This window comes from Variovorax sp. CCNWLW186, from assembly GCF_037203865.1.
GTDB lineage: Bacteria > Pseudomonadota > Gammaproteobacteria > Burkholderiales > Burkholderiaceae_C > Variovorax.
On sequence record NZ_JBBCBO010000011.1, the window covers coordinates 49,509 to 65,331 of the forward strand.

The window sequence follows — 15,823 nt, forward strand, 5'->3', positions numbered from 1 at the left end:
GCGTGGTTCGCCCAAGCTGATTGAAAGCGTGCCACCGTGAATGTGCTGATCGTCGACGACAACCAGGCCGCCGCAGACCTGCTGCAGGAACTGCTGACCTTGCAGGACCATACCGCCCGCTGCACCTACACCGCGCAGCAGGCGATGGACGCGGCCAAGGCCGAGCACTTCGATGCGGCGCTCATCGACCTGACCCTGCCCGATTTTCCGGGTGCCGAGGTGGCGCGGCGGCTGCGCTCGGAGGCTGCGGAAGGCGCCCCGCGGCTGCTGGTCGCTATTTCAGGCTTTTCAGCGGAAGACGCCGCCGGCGCTTCGGCGCAGGACCTGTTCGACCACCATCTTCAGAAGCCGATCGACTTCGGCCAGCTCGCCGCGATTCTTTCGGCGCCGCAATGAGCTTTCGGCGCTAGGCGGCGCGCGGCGACAACTGCATTTCGGTACCGGCCGTCTTGAAGGCGATGGTGGGCGCGGTGAAGTCGCTCAGCGATGCGCCCAGGCCGATCTCTCCGCTGCCATGCAGCACGCATTCTTCGCGGCGCAGCGCAATCTCGTTGCTCGGCCCGCCGTTGCCGTGAAACCGCACCCAGGTGCCGTAGGTGCTGAGATCGGTCAGCACGCAACTGCCTTGCCGCAGCTCGATGCGCGCATGCAGCCGTGAAACGCGTGGATCGGTGACCACGAATTGCGCGTCGTTCACGCGGCCCAGGTGAATCGGCAACTCTTCAGTGCGAAACATGGAGCGCACGTCGAGCCACGCGAGCTCGATCTGGCCGAAGGAGGAGTCGGGCAGGCGCATGGGCATGAGCGCGGCCGGCACGGTCAGGAACGAGGTCACCTCCTCCTGCCAGTCGATACGGTGAACGGCCGACATTTCGCTGCGGCCCCGAATGGTGATGAGGCCCAGGTCGCGATGCCGCACGCCGACCTCGCGCAACTGCGAAATCACGGCGTCGGTGGCCCAGATCTGCCCGGGCCCCGCCAGGTCGCTGAGCCGGGAAGCCAGGTTGACCGCATCGCCGAAGCAGTCGCCCTCCACCTCGAGCACTTCGCCGCTTGCCACGCCGATCTGCAGCGCCATGCGCAGCGGCGCCGGCCAGGCCACCAGGCGCTTCTGGTGGTAGCGCTGCAACTCGATGACCGCATGCGTGGCCGCGGCGGCGTGCGAGAAGATGGCAAAAACGCCGTCGCCCAGCGACTTGACCACCCTGCCGCCGTGCGCCTGGCAGATGGTGCCAATCCATTGGGTGAGCCGCGTCACCGTTTCGGTGGCGCGCGCGTTTCCCATGGCTTCAAAGACCCGGGAGCTCCCGGTCAGGTCAGCGAAAACGACTGTGGAATTGGCATCCATGCTGTTGGGAGAACTCGATGGCAACAGTTGCTGATGCCCACACATTAACGGCCAGTTGGCGGATCGACGCTCGGGACGAACCTGTTAACCCCATTTATGCGTTTTGAACTTGTTAGGCCATTCGCTAGATGACATTAATTTTTTACAACTTTCGTAGTCAAACGCCAACGACCACTTCAATTGAAGCGTAAAGTTTGTTGTTTACAAACAAGAAACACTGTTTCAGAACTTGTTAATCGCCCGACTGAGGCTTAAGGTAGCAACCGTCCTTGCTTCCGGCAATACGCTTTTAGTCCTCATGCTGACTTTTCGTCGCTTTTTTCGCTTCTTCGGAATTCCCGGTTTCGGGTCTCCCCGGATGGGAGAAAACCAGTTGGGAAGAATTCGTTCGGCCATGCTTTCGGTGCTGCAGGCGCACGGCGGCCATTCGGTACAGCGCGTTGCGCAGCGCGTGCGGTTTGCGACCGATGTGGAGTCGCTCTGGTATTTGCGCCAGGACGTGATGGTGGCGCTCAGCGCCATTGATGGCGAAGCGGCAGCCCGCCGCCAGATGAAGGCCATCAACAGCATGTTCGAGGGCGGCCTGCCTGGCTCGATGGGCCCGCGCGTGCACCAGCGCTTTACGCAGCACCAATAGCGGCGCCGGCACCGGGCGGTCAATGCGCGTGGTCGTGCGCGTGATGCGCATCGTGGCCATGCGCGTGCCTGTGCCCCCAGACCATGAACACATCCCGCCCCTCGGCGGCAAGTTCCACCTTGGCCCCCACGGGCAGCAGCACCTTGGTCTGCACGTGTCCGAAGGGCAGCCCCGTGAGCACCGGCACCTTGAGCGCCGCGCGCAGCCGGTCGACCACTGAATCGAAACCGAACCCGCGGTCATAGCCCGGCACCTTGCGCATGCCGGTGAACTGCCCGAACACGATGGCGCGCTGCCTTGCCAGCACGCCGGCCATGCGCAGCTGGTCGAGCATGCGCTCGATGCGGTACGGGTGCTCGTTGGTGTCTTCGATGAAGAGCACGCCTTTATCCACCTGCGGGAAATAAGGCGTTCCGAGCAGGCTGATGAGCACGCAAAGGTTGCCGCCCCACAGGGTGGCGTCGTGCACGGGCTTGATCTTCAGCCCGGCGTCGCGCACGGGCATGCGCCAGCCGGTGCCTTCGCCCTGCCCGCTCACCAGGTCGTCGAAGCAGGCTTCCATGATGTCGTCGGCGCCGCCCTCGGCACCGAAGTCTTCGCCCACCGCAGGGCCGGCCCACGTGACGGCGCCGGTCTTGACGTACAGCGCGTTCTGCAGGGCCGTGAAGTCGCTCAGGCCCACGAATTCGGTTCCGCGCTGGATCGCCTTGGCCACGGCCTTGTAGGGAATGGCGTCGAGGATACGCGTGAGGCCATAGCCGCCGCGCGCAATCAAGGCAATGTCGGCCCCGCTGGCGGCAGCGCGGCTGATCGAGGCGAGCCGTGTCGCGTCGTCGCCGGCAAAACGCTGGTGCACTGCAAGCGCGGCCTCGTCGACTTCGACTTCATAGCCCAGCGCCTTGAGTCTTGCCACGCCGCGCCGGAACGCGGCCTTGTCGCGAATCGCGCTGGAGGGGGAATAGATGTAGATGTGTTTGGTCACGCCGCCGAGTATCCCATTGCGTTGCGAGCCTTCTGTGCGAGCGACGCGGCCAGCTCGGCACTCGGACCCGATGACGAAGCAATGGGCCCGAGCGCGCGCAGCGCGGCCTGGTAGCCACGGTCCGGGAACGGCGCGCGCCATGCATCGCCCACCGGCTCGCCGGCATCGGGTGCAAGGAGCACGGCCGTGAACCGCTCGGGTCTGGCAGTCTGCAGCAACGCCGCGAGCCCGGTGCCTGCGGCGCTGTGCACCAGCACCATCGGCCCGGCCGGCATGCGGTCGAGCCACTCACTCAGCACCTGGCAGTGCCATTCGGGCGTGTGTACCGCTTCGCGCTTGGGCTTGTCGCTTTTGCCGAAGCCGATGAGGTCCGGCACCAGCGTGCGCAGCCCCGGCGCGCCCACGAGATGGCGAAAGAAGTAGCCCCATTCGCCGGGGCCATGGAGGCACAGGCAACAGGCTGTCTGCGCGGCGCTCGGGCCTTCGCCTTCGCTTTCGTCTATGTAGTGCATGCGCCAGCCTTGCAGGCTGGGCAGGTCCTGGACGTAGCGCGGCTCGAAGGCGTAGCCCTCCAGCGCATCGAAGCGCTCGGCCGGCGTGCGCAGTGCGTCATCGCGCAAGGGCTCGGCCTGCTCGCGCGCCGCATCGCGCCGCTCCTTGAAGAATTGCTGGAGCACGGCGCTGCATTCGGCTGCCAGCACCCCGCCCTGCACCTGCGTGCGATGGTTCAGCCGGGGTTCCGCAAAAAGATCGACCACCGAACCGGCCGCGCCTGTCTTGGGATCGGCCGCGCCGAACACCACGCGCGCGAGCCGCGCATGCAGCATGGCGCCCGCGCACATGGCACACGGCTCGAGGGTGACGAAGAGCTCGCAGCCGTCCAGCCGGTAGTTGCCAAGCGCAGCGGCCGCGGCGCGCAGCGCGTTGATCTCGGCATGCGCGCTCGGGTCATGCTGCGCCACCGGCGTGTTTCGGCCTGTGGCGATGACCTGGCCGTTCTTCACCAGCACCGCACCCACGGGCACCTCGCCGGCTTCGGCGGCCCGGCGCGCCTCGTCGAGCGCCAGCGCCATCCAGTGCGCGTCGCCGGTCTGCGAAAGCTGTAGGGGCTCAGTTGTCATCCGGCATCTTGCGCGCTTGCTCCGCGGCGTCGAGCGCCTGGTTGACCTGTGTCTGAACCTGCTGCACTTGCGCCCGCGCATTGGCCGGCGCCTCGCCTGGCGCGGGTGATGCAACGCCGGGCACCACCGACAACGCCGGGGCTGCAGTGGTGGCCAATTGCTTCTTCGCAAGCAGCCCGACGATCACCAGTGCCAGCACCAGGCCGAGCAATCCGAACATGCGCATCTCAGCTTCCTTGTGCCACCGGGGCTTCGCCCGTCATGCCAAGGCGCTCCATCCACACCGCGAGGGCCTTCTCGTCCGGCGTGCCGGCGCTGTAGACGGCGCGCATGGCGCCATGCGATTCGCGGCGGTGCTGGTTGAGCTTGAGCTTGCACTGCAGCGAGGTCACGCGCATTTCGAAGCCGACAATGCCGGCCAGCATCTTGAGCTGGAACTCCTCGCCCAAATCGCGCCACTGCTGCGCATAGGCGGGCTCATGGTCGCCAATGAGCTTCTTGAGCAGCGCATCCTTGTCGACGGGCTCTTCGATCAGACGGGCCTCGACGGTGCAATGCACCGCAAGATAGTTCCAGGTGGGCACCCGCGCCAGGTCGGGGTAGACCGAAGGCGACAGGTACGAATGCGGCCCCATGAAAGTGACGACCGCCTGCGGCCGCGCCTGCAGGTAGCGCCAGTGCGGGTTGGGCTTGGCGCAGTGCCCCAGCAGCACGAGCTGGTCGCCTTCGCGCTGCTCGGCCACGATGGGCAGGTGCGTGACGAACGGCAGCCCCTCGTCGTCATTGGAGATCAGGCTGGCGAACGGGTGTGCACGCATCAGCTCCAGCGCAATGGCCGGATCCTTGGCGTTGAACTGCGGGGGCATGTACATGGGGCGGTTTCCTCGTGGAGAGGCCCGATTGTCCCCCGAGCCGCCCTATCTTGAGCGCGGTGCCTCCAGCAGCTTCACCATCGCGGTGTAGCCGCGGGCCTTGGCAAGCTGCAGCGGCGTGTTGCCCTGGCGGTCGGCCAGCTGCAGGTTCGCACCGGCATCGATCAGCGCCGAGAGCGTGCGCTGGTGACGCAAACCGCCGTCGCCGAGCACGACGGCTTCGATTGCCGCCGTCCAGTGCAGGTTGTTGACATGGTCCAGCGGCGCGCCGGCCGCAATCAGTTGGCGCACCACTTCGTCGTGGCCCAGGTGCGCCGCCGCGATGAGTGCGGTGCCGTCATAGCGGCTCGTCACCTGCTTTGCACTGGCGCCAAGCGACAGCAGCAGCGCCAGCGTCTGGACGTCATCGGCCACCGACGCGATGGTGACCGCGTCGTAGCGATCGTCTTCCAGCGCATCGAGTTTTGCGCCGGCCTTGGCGAGCAGCTTCACCGCTTCGCGCTGCCGCGCATGGGCGGCTACGTGCAAGGGCGTGCGGCCCCGCGCATCGCGTGCGTCCAGGTTGGCGCCGGAGGCAATCAGGCTCTTGAGTTTTGGCAGGTCGCCATGCCAGGCAGCCCGGTGCAGCCCTTCATAGGCCAGCACCTCGGCCGCTTGCGGCTGCACCTGGGCCTGCGCGCCAAGCACCGCGCCCATGCCGAGCGCGACCGCCAGAGCCCCGGACCAGATGCCGCGCTTCATCATCATCAACCCAGCAGGCCCTTGACCTTGTCCAGCGCGGCATTGGCGCACTGCTCGTCCAGATGGCCGCCAGGCGCACCGCCTACGCCCACGGCGCCGATCACTTCGTTGCCCGACTTCACCGGCACGCCGCCGCCCAGCAGCAGCACGCCCGGCAGGTAGACCAGGTTGGCGCCGGCCGGGTTCTTCTGCGAGCCCTCCATCATGGCCTGCGTTGCGTTCTTGGCCGATGCCGAGGTCCAGGCCTTGCGCTCGCTCGAAGCCAGCGTGTGCGGACCGGCGTTGTCGGCGCGCTGCACGGCACGCACGGTGCCGGCGCGATCGACCACGGTGGCTGCCACGTTGTAGCCATTGGCGGCGCAGGCAGCCACGGCTTCGGCCGCGATCTGGTTGGCCAGCGCGAGCGAGATGTTCTTTTCGGTGCGCACCGCGGGCGCGGTGGTCTGGGCCTGTACGGCGGATGCGGCAAGCAGGATGGCGAGGCCGCCAAGGCGAAGGGTGGAACGCATTTTTCGATTTCTCCAGTGGATGCGGGTGGTTGCGCCGGCGCATTGCCGACGGCTGCGCCACTGTAGAAAACACCGGCCGCCGCGGCCATTCGTACGGCTACGCCCGGCGCTCCGTAGAACTACGGAGCGGCCGGGTTCAGGCGTCCCCGGCCACCAGCACGGCGTAGCAGCGAATCAGCTGCGCGAGCGAATCGCAGTCGAGCTTGGCAAACAGGTTGGCCCGGTGCGTCTCGACCGTGCGGGGCGACAGCGCCAGCATGCGCGCAATCTCCTTGTTGGTCAGCCCCCGCACGATGAAGGCGAGCACCTCGCGCTCGCGCTCCGACAACTGCGCCACCCGCTCGCGCGCGGCGTTGTCGGCCTGCGCGCGTTCGCGCGAGCGCACATGCTGGCGCACGGCGTGCTGCAGGGCTTCGAGCAGTTGCTCGTCGTCCACCGGCTTTTCGAGAAACTCGGCCGCGCCGGCCTTGAAGGCGCGGCGGCACATCTCGACGGTGCCGTGCCCCGTGAGCATGATCACGGGCTGGTCGACGCCCTGCGCCACCAGCCGGTCGAGCACGGTGAGCCCGCTGATGCCGGGCATGCGCACGTCGAGCACGATCGCACCCACGCTCGCGCGGTCGAAGTTGTCGATGAAGGCCTGCGGATCGGCCCAGCCCTGCACCCGCAGGCCGACCGTGCCGATCAAGAGCGAGAGGCTGTCGCGCACCGCCTGGTCATCGTCGATGAGATGAATGAGCGGTGATAACGGTGAATGCGGGGCCGTGCTGTTCATGCCTCGCGCTCCTTGCTCGATGCCGCCACCAGCGGAAGCAGCAGCGTGAAGCGCGCACCGCGGGGCATCGCATTGGCCGCGCTCAGGCTCCCGCCCATGCCGCTCGCCAGCGTTTCGCTGAGGCTCAGGCCAAGGCCCAAACCGCCTTCCCGCGTGCTGAAGAAGGGCTCGAAAAGACGCGGCATGGCTTCGGGCGAAATGCCGCGCCCGTTGTCGGTCACGGTCAGCACGCCCTCCTGGCCGTTGCGGCCGACCGAAACCGCAAGACGCCGCTCGGACACGGGCACCAGGTCGAGCGCCTGCAAAGCGTTCATCAGCAGGTTGTGCACGATCTGCTCGAGCGCCACGGCTTCGGCCTTCACGCGCACCGGCGCCTGGGCCGTGGCGTCGAACTGCGCGGCAACGCCGCGTTGCGCAAACTCCGGCGCCAGCAGGTGCATGGCGCTGCGCACCACCTCCTGCAGCACCAGCGGCTTGACGTCGCCGCCGGCTTCCGGGCGCTCGATCACGCGGCGCAGCCGGCCGACCACGCCGGCCGCGCGCCGCGCCTGCTCCACCGCCTGGCCCATGGCGTCTCTTGCCGCAGCAAGCTCGGGTGGATCGTCGTCCAGCAGCCGCCGCGCGGCCTGCGCGTTGGCCAGCACGGCCGTAAGCGGCTGGTTCAGCTCGTGCGCCAAGCCCGCGGAGAGTTCGCCCAGCGCATTGAGCCGCGCCACCTGGCCGAGGCGCAGCAGCTCTTCGGCACGGCGGCGCGCAATGCGCTGGCGCTGGGCGGCCCACAAGCCGGCGAGCAGCAACGCCACAGCCGCGGCCCAGCCTGCAATGCCGCGCCATGGCAGTTCGGCCCAGCCCACGCGGCGCTCGGCCACAAGGTCGAAAGGCTGGCTCGGAGACGCGAGCGGTTTGGTGAGGCCGAAGCGCCAGCCGCCAATGCCCCCTTCGGCCGCTTGCGCCGCCTGCCCAGGTTGCAGAACAAACTGCTGCGCGCCGCGCTGCAGGCTCACGCGCACCGGACTTTGCTTGGGATTCATCGGCCAGTCGCGCCACGGCACCGAGCCGGCCAGGTCGATTTCGAGCGAATAGCTCACGGGTGTGGCGCCGATCACGAGTTGGTATCGGCCTTGCGCAAGATCGACGGCGGCCAGTTCGGCGCGTCGTTGGCTGCGCGACTGGGCTTCTGCTGCGGCCAAGGCGCCCGCATGCTTCTCGTCGGGCCAAGGTTCGTCCCCCGCGCGCCGCTGCACGCGCAGGATCGACGGATAGACCGAAGAGAGTCGCTGCTCCGGGCGATCTGCGCCGCTGCCGGTTTCAAGCAGCGCCAGCGTGGCCAGCACCGCGTCGTATTGCACCATCTGCTGGCTCATGAGGCGGTGCGCAATGCGCACGTCGGCTTCGAAAGCCTGCTGCAGCTGGGCCAGCTCTGCGCGCGCGAGCCACACCGCGCCCACGGCCGTAAGGGCCAGCCATGCCAGCCACCAGCCCACCTGCGTACGCAACCACTGTTTCATGGCGCGAATTGTGCCCGCCGCGGCAAGGCCGGCCGATGTTGGCCGAGAATGCGGCCCCAGACATGGCTGAAGTGCAGGATTCCCTTTTCCCCGATCTTCCGCGCCCACCCGAGGCGCCACCAGCGGCGCCGCAAGAGCCCGAGACCGAGCCGCCCGCAAAGAAGAAACCACGCGGCGGCACTGTGGCGGCGATGGCGGCCGACCCGGCACTCATCGAGCTGGCCGCGGCGCTTCCGCCGGCGCTTCGGCTCGGTACCTCTTCATGGAGCTATCCGGGCTGGGCCAACCTGGTGTGGGACGGCGAATACGCCGAATCGGTGCTCTCGAAAAACGGGCTCGCCGCGCTGGCGCAACACCCGCTCTTTCGCACCGTGAGCCTGGACCGCAACTTCTACCGCGCGCTTACGGCAAGCCAGTACGCGCGCTATGCGGCCATGGTGCCGGACGACTTTCGCTTTGTGGTGAAGGCGCCGAGCCTGGTGACCGACGCCACGGTGCGCGACGAGAGCGGCCGTGGCACGCAGGTGAACCCGGTGTTTCTGAACAGCGAGATCGCCATCCAGGAATTCGTGCAGCCCGCGCTCGAGGGCCTCGGCCACCGCATCGGTGCGCTGGTGTTCCAGCTGAGCCCGATTCCTTCGCAACTGCTGGCCGACCAGCCCGCACTGCTCACCTGCATCGGCGACATGCTGCAGGCCCTGCCCGGCTTGCAGCAGGCGGCCCCGGACGCGGTCATTGCCGTGGAGGTGCGCGACCCCCAGCTGCTGTGCCCTGCCTTCGCCGACATGCTGCGCAGCACGGGCGCGACCTTCTGCATGGGCCTGCACGCCAAGATGCCGCCCATCGAAGACCAGTTGCCGATGCTGCGCGCGCTGTGGCACGGGCCGCTGGTGTGCCGCTGGAACCTGCATCGCCGGCACGGCCGCTTCGGCTATGAAGATGCGGAAAAACTCTATGGGCCGTTCGACAAGATCGTCGACCCCGATCCGGAAACGCGCGCGGCTTTGGCCAAGGTGATTGCAGGCACCACTGGCGCAGGCCAGCGCGCCTATGTCACCGTGAGCAACAACGCCGAAGGGTGCGCGCCGCTCACGATTGCCTCGCTGGCGCGCGACATCGTCGACCTGCCGAAGCGCTAGCGCATCAACTGGCGGCGGGCCTGGCGACGACGGTCATCTCCAGCTCGACGCTTGCGTTCTTGGGCAGCGCATACACGCCCACTGCCGTGCGCACATGCACGCCGGCATCGCCGAACACGCGGTGCAGGAGCTCCGATGCGGCATCGGCCACTTCGCTCTGCTGCGTGAAGTCGGCGGTGCACTGCACGAACACACCCACGCGCAGCAGCTTGCCGATTTCGTCGAGCGAACCGAGCTCGCGCCGCAGCAGCGTGAGGCAGCGCAAGGTGCAGATTTGCGCCGCTTCGCGGGCCTTGGCGAGCGACACCTGGTCGCCCACGCGGCCGGTGACGACAACGGTGGTTTCCACGCGCGGCACCTGGCCGCTGGTGTAGAGGGTGTTTCCGTCGCGCACCACAGGGATGTAGTTGCCGCCGGCAACAAGCTCGCCCTCGAAGCTGTGGCCCAGCTCGGCGGCAATTCGGTCGGCAATCTGGTCTCGGGTCTGCGCGGTCATACGGTTTCCATGGTTCCATCAAACGATGGCCTCATTGTCGCCATCCGCGTTTGGCGCAACAGATACAGATTGCCCAGACCCGATGCGCAACAGACGGCTTGGCGGAGCGCCTACTGCTCGATGGCGAGGTACACCCGCCCGCCCTCGATCTTCACCGGATAGCTGCGCAGGTCCTCGGTGAGCGGCGCGCACATGGCCTTGCCGGTGCGCACGTCAAAGCGGCCCTGGTGCAGCGGGCATTCGATCTCGTGGCCCTCAAGGAATCCGTCGCAAAGTCGCGCGTGGCCGTGGGTGCAGATGTTGTCGGTCGCGTGAATGCCGTCTTCGGTGCCGTACAGGGCAATGTCCCTGCCCTGCACTTCGATGCCCACCACGTCGTCGGCGGGAACCTCGTCGACCGACGCCGCGTCGATCCATGTCACTGTGGTCATAGGGTGGATGCCTTCGAAAACTTGGGGGGCTCAGATGGGATAGATGATCGAGTTGGGGATCATCTCGCTGTCGAACACGCAAAGACGTGTCGCGAACTTCAGTCCGTCAGGGGTCGCAACCACCGTGTCGATGTAGCGGCCGACGTTGAACACCGTCGAGGCCTGGTCGAGCTTGGTGCGGAACACCGCGTAGTTGGCCTCGCTGTGAATCGTGCCGTCGGCATCGACCTTGTGCACCAGCGGCAGGCCTACCACGTGGCGCTGGTAGTACGGGTCGTGAAACAGCGTTTCCTTGATGCCGTAGACCCGGTCTTCGAGCATGCCCCGGCTCTCGAAAGACAGCGTGGCAAGCGGAAGCCCGCGCTCATGGTTCTCGCGCGGCTGCAGCCTGTAGCTGCATTGCTCGATGAAGAAGGCGGGCCACAAGTCCCACTGGCCCGAATCGACGGCATGCGCATAGGCCGCGTACAGGCGCGACAGTTCAAGGTAGGTGTTGGCGTCGAGGTTCATGCCGCCTCCATCACTTCACGCCAGTAGCGGTACATGCCGCGGATCAATGTTTCGGTGACCATGTGATCGGTGTTCTCGACCTCGCGCCCGCCCAGTTCGGCCAGGGTGCGGTGGTAGGGCTTCTGCTCGAAGCCCTCTTGCGAGAACTCGATCACCTCGCCGTCGTCGGCCGAAACGAAACCGGCCGGTCCGAACAGGTTGGCCTGGCGCAGGCGCCGCTCGGTCATCTCCTCGGTGTCGTCCTCGAAGCCGAAATGCGTCCAGACGAAATCGAAGGCGTCGTGCCCCACGGGCTGGATGTGGCGCGTCGACACGCTGTTGACCTGCTGCTGCAGGATGAGGCTCGGGAACAGCGTCATCATCACCGCCGTGGGTCCGTCCCACCAGGGCTCGGGCACGATGTCCAGAAAGCGCGGGTCCTTGAGCTGCATGCTTTCCTTGAAGCTCGACACCTGCGTGACTTGCGCGGCCTTGCCGGCACTGCCGCGGGTGGAAATCATCGCGGCGTGGCGGCCACGCGAATCCATCTTGAGCTCCGACTTGTTGTCCGCACGCCAGAGCCCGAAGGTGACGAACCATGTGTGCAGGAGGCCCGGGTGGTATGGGTCCTTGATGTTCTCCTGCATCAGCTTCCAGTTGCCGGGAATGCGCTGGCGGTTGTAGCCGAGTATGGTGAGCTTGCGGCCGTCGAACAGGCGATCGAAGTAGCCAAGGATGTCGGAGCCGAGAAAGTCCTCGAAGGGCTCGATGTCGTGGTCGAACGATGCGAACACCACACCGCCGCGCGAGGCCACCTTGAGCTTGGTGAGGCCGTGCTCCTCGGTCTTGAAATCGGCCGGCATGCCGCCGTTGACCTTGCCGTCCTGCTTCACGCCGCGGCGAAATGGCACGCCCTGCAGGTCGCCCTTGAGCGTGTAGTTCCACTGGTGGTACGGACAGACGAACTCCTTTCTGTTGCCGTGGCGCTCGCGGCAGAACTGCATGCCGCGGTGGGCGCAGACGTTCTCGAACACGTGGATGGCGCCCGCTTCGTCGCGCGACATGACGACGGAGCGCTCGCCGATGGCCGTGCGCTTGAAGTCGCCCGGGTTCGGAATCTCGGCTTCCAGGCCCACGTAGCACCAGTGCTTTTCGTAGAAGAAGCGCTGCAGCTCCTTCTTGTGCAGCGCCTCGTCGGTGTAGGCCATGAAGGGAATGCGGCTGGTCTTTTCGCTTTCCCATCGCAGCTCGATCGGAAATACATCTTGCGTGCTCATCGCGGGTCTCCTTTTCTTGTCCGTCTGTCTCTGTTCTTCAGGTGCCTTGCAGGTAGAAGGCATCGGCATGGGTCTGCTCGGGTGCGAGGCCGCGCGCATGCACCAGCTGGGTCACGGCCTCGACCATCGGCGGCGAACCGCAGAGGTAGGCACGCCAGCCGTCGAGGCTGCCGGGCCCGTCGGCGCGTATGGCATCGGTGATGAGGCCCTGGCGCTGGTTCTTGCTCGCGGGGCCGGTAACGACCACCACATGCACCTTCAGTCCCGGATGCCGCGCTTGCAGTTCGGTGAGTTCGGCGAGCCCGTACACGTCGGCATCGGAGCGCACGCCGAGGTAAAGGTGAATCGGCTGCATCAGGTCGGCCTCAATCGCGCCCCGAACGATGGAGAGAATCGGTGCAAGCCCCGTTCCACCGGCCGCGCAGAGCATCGGCCCGCGGTGCTTCGTGCGCAGGTAGGCCGTGCCGAGCGGGCCGCTCACCCGCACCGAATCGCCCATGCGCAACTGTTCGAAGATGTGCGCAGTGACGCGCCCGCCGGGCACCTTGCGGATATGAAATTCAAGCTCCGCGTCGCGGCTCAATCCGGCCATGGAATACGGCCGCGCCAGGTCGGGCGCGAACTGCAATTGCGCGTACTGGCCCGGTGAAAACTCCAGCGGCTTGTTCGGCTTGAGCCGCAGGCGGCGGATGTCGTGCGTGAGCACGTCGATGCCGGTCACGGTCGCCTTAAGGATGCGCGGCGGATGCACCACCACCTCGTCGGGCTCCGGAATCTCGATGGTGCAGCTTTCGGTCAGCGTGCTCTGGCAAGCCAGCACGTAACGCTCACCCTGCCCGTCGGGGCGGATCGCGTCTTGCCCGGCGTCGAGCACCTGGCCAGCCACCACCTTGCAGCGGCAGGTTCCGCAGCGCCCCGACATGCAGCTGTAAGACACCGGCACATGGTGCTCGCGCAGCACTTCGAGCAGGTTCGCACCGGGGCGGACTTCGAGCGTGCGGGCAATCGGGTGAATGTGCAGGTCCATCGTGGGCTTTTCTTTGCGCCGGCTCAAGAGACCGGCCTGTCTCTGGAGCGGATGATGCGCGGCGAATGCAAATTGACCAATAGAATCCGGTGAATCGACCACATCACCGATATGAATAAAGGTCTGCATGCAACTCAAGGACATCGACCTCAACCTGCTGCTGGTGTTCGACCGCATGCTGGCCGAGAAGCGCGTCTCGGCGGTGGCCGAATCGCTCGGCCTTTCGCAGCCGGCCATCAGCAATGCGCTGGCGCGGCTGCGCAAGCTGCTGGGCGACGAGCTCTTCTTGCGCACGGCGCGCGGCATGGAGCCCACGCCTTTCGCGCTGCAGCTGGCCGAGCCGGTGGCCTATGCGATGGGCGCCCTGCACTCCGCCTTGAACCAGCAGGTGGTGTTCGACCCCGCCACCAGCACGCGCAGCTTCACGCTGGCGATGACCGACATCGGCGAGATCTACTTCACACCCAAGCTCATGGAAACGCTGTCTGGCACGGCGCCGGGCGTGACGATCAGCACGGTGCGCAACAACGCCGCGGCCAGCCTGCGCGATGAGCTCGAGGCCGGCCACGTCGACATTGCCATCGGTCTGCTGCCGCAGCTCAAGGCAGGCGTGTTTCAGCGCCGGCTGTTCTTGCAGCGTTATGTGTGCCTCTTCTCAAGTGCTCATCCGCTGGCGCGCAAGCGCAGCGTGTCGCTCAAGGACTTCGGCGCGGCCGACCACGTTCTGGTGCAGGCCGCCGGCACGGGCCACGGCAAGGCCGACGACGTGATGGCAGCGCAAGGCATTCAAAGGCACATTCGGCTCAGGGTGCCGCACTTCGTGGCCATCGGCCACATCCTGCGGTCGAGCGAGATGATCGCCACCGTGCCGGAGCGGCTGGCGCAGAGCATTGCGGAGCCTTTCGGGCTGGTTTGGCGCCCTCATCCGGTGCCGCTGCCGCAGATTGCAATCAACCTGTTCTGGCACGCGAAGGTGCATCGCGACCCGGGCAACCAGTGGCTGCGCGGATTGCTGTTCGACAATTTTGCGGACAGCGACTAGAGCGCGGCGGCGAAGAGCTTCAGGCGGGCCGGACCGCGGGCCACTGACCGAGCACCTCATGGATGCTCTCGCCCACGTGGCTTTCGATGAGGGCGAACGAATCCGCCCTCCACCGGACCGGCTCGATCGGATGCCGCTCGACCTTTGTGGGCGTGTAGGCCAGGGTCATGTGAGGCGTGAAGCCGTGATCGGGCTTGAAGCTCGCATCGGCCAGCGCTTCGCCAAGACGCTGCCTGAAGGCTGCCAGCGCTGATGTCCCGCTTTCGCTGCCGCACAAAACGAATGCCTTGCTCTTGTCGAACCGCATGACCTCGTCGAACACCACATCGAAAGACGGAGGCGCCACGCTCGCTGCCGCATCGATGGCGGCCTGCACCTGCTTGCGCGGCACTGCCGCCGGATAGCTGCCGAGGTGATGCAGCGTGACGTGCAGGCGATGCGCCTCGGTCAGCTTTCCCTTCAGTGCATGCCGGTCCTTGAGGCGCGCGCCCAGCGCGGCAATCGAAGCGGCGTCTTCAGCGTACGGAAAGATCGCCATGAAAAGCGAGCGAGGCAGGCGCTCCTTGCGGGGCGCTGTGCCGCGAGCACGGCGCAGGGGCGGCGGCGGAGGGTCGATACCTGGGAGAAGAAGCTGTTCGGGCATGGAAAAAATAAGAGCGTCTTCCCCCGGAGATTCGGACTGCTGCTAGGCCCATAGCTTACCGAAAGCACCCGCATCGGCCAGGCGATTTGCGTTCTTGACGAATCAGAGCGGCTACCCTATTCTCCGCGCCGTTTAGGACAGCCGTCCTAGTTGCAGGAGATACCGGATTGCAGATGACCGCCATGGCCGACAAGACCACACGCGAGCAGATCGTGGATGCTGCGGACCAGCTGTTCTACACGCGAGGTTTCGAGGCCACTTCGTTCGCCGACATTGCGAAGGTGGTGAACATTTCGCGCGGCAATTTCTATCATCACTTCAAGACCAAGGACGAAATTCTGGATGCGGTCATTGCCGCGCGCCTTGGCCAGACGCGCGGCATGCTGGCGCAATGGGAAGCATGCGGTCCTGATCCCACAAGCCGCATCCGAAGCTTCATTCACATCCTGGTTGCCAACCAATCTCTCATCATGCGGCACGGCTGCCCGGTGGGCACGCTGTCTACCGAACTCGCCAAGCTGGACCATCCCTCGCTGAAGCAGGCCAACGGCCTGTTCACCCTGTTCCGCGTCTGGCTGCGAAAGCAGTTCGCGCTGCTGGGCCGCAAGGCCGATGCCGATGCGCTCGCCATGCACCTGCTCGCCCGGAGCCAGGGCGTGGCCGTGCTGGCCAATGCCTTTCGCGACAAGTCCTTCGTGCAGCAGGAAGTGCGGCAGCTGTGCGAGTGGCTCGAGTCCTGCGCGCGCAAGCCAGCCACCAGCAACCGCTGACCTCCAGGTTCATCAT

20 protein-coding genes are annotated in these 15,823 nt (G+C 66.3%); 5 read left to right on the top strand and 15 right to left on the bottom strand.

Features of this window, described 5'->3' with window-relative positions; translation table 11 throughout:
* Positions 1 to 36 precede the first annotated feature (36 nt).
* The gene (locus V9K97_RS15105; RefSeq protein WP_258506412.1) at positions 37 to 396 is read left to right on the top strand and encodes a response regulator; all 360 of its coding nucleotides are present in this window, start codon (positions 37 to 39) and stop codon (positions 394 to 396) included.
* Positions 397 to 406: 10 nt separating this feature from the next.
* On the opposite strand, the gene V9K97_RS15110 is transcribed toward V9K97_RS15105, so the two are convergent.
* Positions 407 to 1,348, bottom strand: a complete 942-nt coding sequence (locus V9K97_RS15110) for an adenylate/guanylate cyclase domain-containing protein (protein WP_337319014.1) — start codon at positions 1,346 to 1,348, stop codon at positions 407 to 409.
* A 394-nt stretch (positions 1,349 to 1,742) separates the two neighbouring features.
* Between V9K97_RS15110 and V9K97_RS15115 the strand changes: the two genes are divergently transcribed.
* Positions 1,743 to 1,985, top strand: coding sequence for a hypothetical protein (locus tag V9K97_RS15115; protein WP_258506417.1), 243 nt, complete (start codon positions 1,743 to 1,745; stop codon positions 1,983 to 1,985).
* 19 nt (positions 1,986 to 2,004) lie between these two features.
* Here V9K97_RS15115 and V9K97_RS15120 read toward each other — a convergent pair whose 3' ends face one another.
* From V9K97_RS15120 to V9K97_RS15155, 8 genes are all read right to left on the bottom strand, one after another.
* On the bottom strand, positions 2,005 to 2,967 hold the full coding sequence (locus V9K97_RS15120) for an LD-carboxypeptidase (protein WP_337297529.1): 963 nt from the start codon (positions 2,965 to 2,967) through the stop codon (positions 2,005 to 2,007).
* Positions 2,964 to 4,088: a tRNA adenosine(34) deaminase TadA gene (tadA, locus tag V9K97_RS15125; RefSeq protein ID WP_337319017.1), complete on the bottom strand. Its 1,125-nt coding sequence runs from the start codon at positions 4,086 to 4,088 to the stop codon at positions 2,964 to 2,966. The genes V9K97_RS15120 and tadA overlap by 4 nt, the downstream gene beginning before the upstream one ends.
* Entirely contained in the window at positions 4,078 to 4,308 is a 231-nt protein-coding gene (locus V9K97_RS15130) for a hypothetical protein (RefSeq protein WP_443303424.1), read from the bottom strand. Before V9K97_RS15130 ends, tadA begins: the two co-directional genes overlap by 11 nt.
* Positions 4,309 to 4,315: 7 nt before the next feature.
* Entirely contained in the window at positions 4,316 to 4,960 is a 645-nt protein-coding gene (locus tag V9K97_RS15135) for an FMN-binding negative transcriptional regulator (protein ID WP_337319020.1), read from the bottom strand.
* Positions 4,961 to 5,005: 45 nt separating this feature from the next.
* Positions 5,006 to 5,704, bottom strand: coding sequence for an ankyrin repeat domain-containing protein (locus V9K97_RS15140; protein ID WP_337319149.1), 699 nt, complete (start codon positions 5,702 to 5,704; stop codon positions 5,006 to 5,008).
* A 2-nt stretch (positions 5,705 to 5,706) separates the two neighbouring features.
* Positions 5,707 to 6,210 (bottom strand): GlcG/HbpS family heme-binding protein, encoded by a 504-nt coding sequence (locus tag V9K97_RS15145; protein ID WP_258506426.1) that lies wholly within the window; start codon positions 6,208 to 6,210, stop codon positions 5,707 to 5,709.
* 136 nt (positions 6,211 to 6,346) lie between these two features.
* Positions 6,347 to 6,985 carry a response regulator transcription factor gene (locus V9K97_RS15150; RefSeq protein ID WP_337319022.1) on the bottom strand — a complete coding sequence of 213 codons (639 nt, stop codon included), beginning with the start codon at positions 6,983 to 6,985 and terminating at the stop codon, positions 6,347 to 6,349.
* Positions 6,982 to 8,493 (bottom strand): sensor histidine kinase, encoded by a 1,512-nt coding sequence (locus V9K97_RS15155; RefSeq protein ID WP_337319024.1) that lies wholly within the window; start codon positions 8,491 to 8,493, stop codon positions 6,982 to 6,984. The genes V9K97_RS15150 and V9K97_RS15155 overlap by 4 nt, the downstream gene beginning before the upstream one ends.
* A gap of 62 nt (positions 8,494 to 8,555) precedes the next feature.
* Here V9K97_RS15155 and V9K97_RS15160 point away from each other — a divergent pair, with 62 nt between their 5' ends.
* Positions 8,556 to 9,632, top strand: a complete 1,077-nt coding sequence (locus V9K97_RS15160; protein ID WP_337319026.1) for a DUF72 domain-containing protein — start codon at positions 8,556 to 8,558, stop codon at positions 9,630 to 9,632.
* 4 nt (positions 9,633 to 9,636) lie between these two features.
* Here V9K97_RS15160 and V9K97_RS15165 read toward each other — a convergent pair whose 3' ends face one another.
* The 5 genes from V9K97_RS15165 to V9K97_RS15185 all read right to left on the bottom strand — a co-directional run bounded on the left by V9K97_RS15165 (position 9,637) and on the right by V9K97_RS15185 (position 13,352).
* On the bottom strand, positions 9,637 to 10,128 hold the full coding sequence (locus V9K97_RS15165; RefSeq protein WP_337319028.1) for a RidA family protein: 492 nt from the start codon (positions 10,126 to 10,128) through the stop codon (positions 9,637 to 9,639).
* Between the two features lie 110 nt (positions 10,129 to 10,238).
* The gene (locus V9K97_RS15170) at positions 10,239 to 10,559 is read right to left on the bottom strand and encodes a non-heme iron oxygenase ferredoxin subunit (RefSeq protein ID WP_126745865.1); all 321 of its coding nucleotides are present in this window, start codon (positions 10,557 to 10,559) and stop codon (positions 10,239 to 10,241) included.
* 30 nt (positions 10,560 to 10,589) lie between these two features.
* The gene (locus V9K97_RS15175) at positions 10,590 to 11,069 is read right to left on the bottom strand and encodes an aromatic-ring-hydroxylating dioxygenase subunit beta (RefSeq protein WP_337319030.1); all 480 of its coding nucleotides are present in this window, start codon (positions 11,067 to 11,069) and stop codon (positions 10,590 to 10,592) included.
* Complete coding sequence (locus V9K97_RS15180) at positions 11,066 to 12,325, bottom strand: aromatic ring-hydroxylating dioxygenase subunit alpha (RefSeq protein ID WP_337319031.1); 1,260 nt, start codon at positions 12,323 to 12,325, stop codon at positions 11,066 to 11,068. The genes V9K97_RS15175 and V9K97_RS15180 overlap by 4 nt, the downstream gene beginning before the upstream one ends.
* 37 nt (positions 12,326 to 12,362) lie before the next feature.
* Positions 12,363 to 13,352: a 2Fe-2S iron-sulfur cluster-binding protein gene (locus V9K97_RS15185; RefSeq protein WP_337319033.1), complete on the bottom strand. Its 990-nt coding sequence runs from the start codon at positions 13,350 to 13,352 to the stop codon at positions 12,363 to 12,365.
* Between the two features lie 127 nt (positions 13,353 to 13,479).
* Here V9K97_RS15185 and V9K97_RS15190 point away from each other — a divergent pair, with 127 nt between their 5' ends.
* Positions 13,480 to 14,394, top strand: a complete 915-nt coding sequence (locus tag V9K97_RS15190; protein ID WP_337319035.1) for a LysR family transcriptional regulator — start codon at positions 13,480 to 13,482, stop codon at positions 14,392 to 14,394.
* Between the two features lie 19 nt (positions 14,395 to 14,413).
* On the opposite strand, the gene V9K97_RS15195 is transcribed toward V9K97_RS15190, so the two are convergent.
* Complete coding sequence (locus tag V9K97_RS15195) at positions 14,414 to 14,932, bottom strand: 2'-5' RNA ligase family protein (protein WP_337319037.1); 519 nt, start codon at positions 14,930 to 14,932, stop codon at positions 14,414 to 14,416.
* A gap of 278 nt (positions 14,933 to 15,210) precedes the next feature.
* Between V9K97_RS15195 and V9K97_RS15200 the strand changes: the two genes are divergently transcribed.
* A complete protein-coding gene (locus V9K97_RS15200; RefSeq protein ID WP_337297612.1) occupies positions 15,211 to 15,807 on the top strand; it encodes a TetR/AcrR family transcriptional regulator in 597 nt (198 codons plus the stop codon).
* Positions 15,808 to 15,823 lie beyond the last annotated feature (16 nt).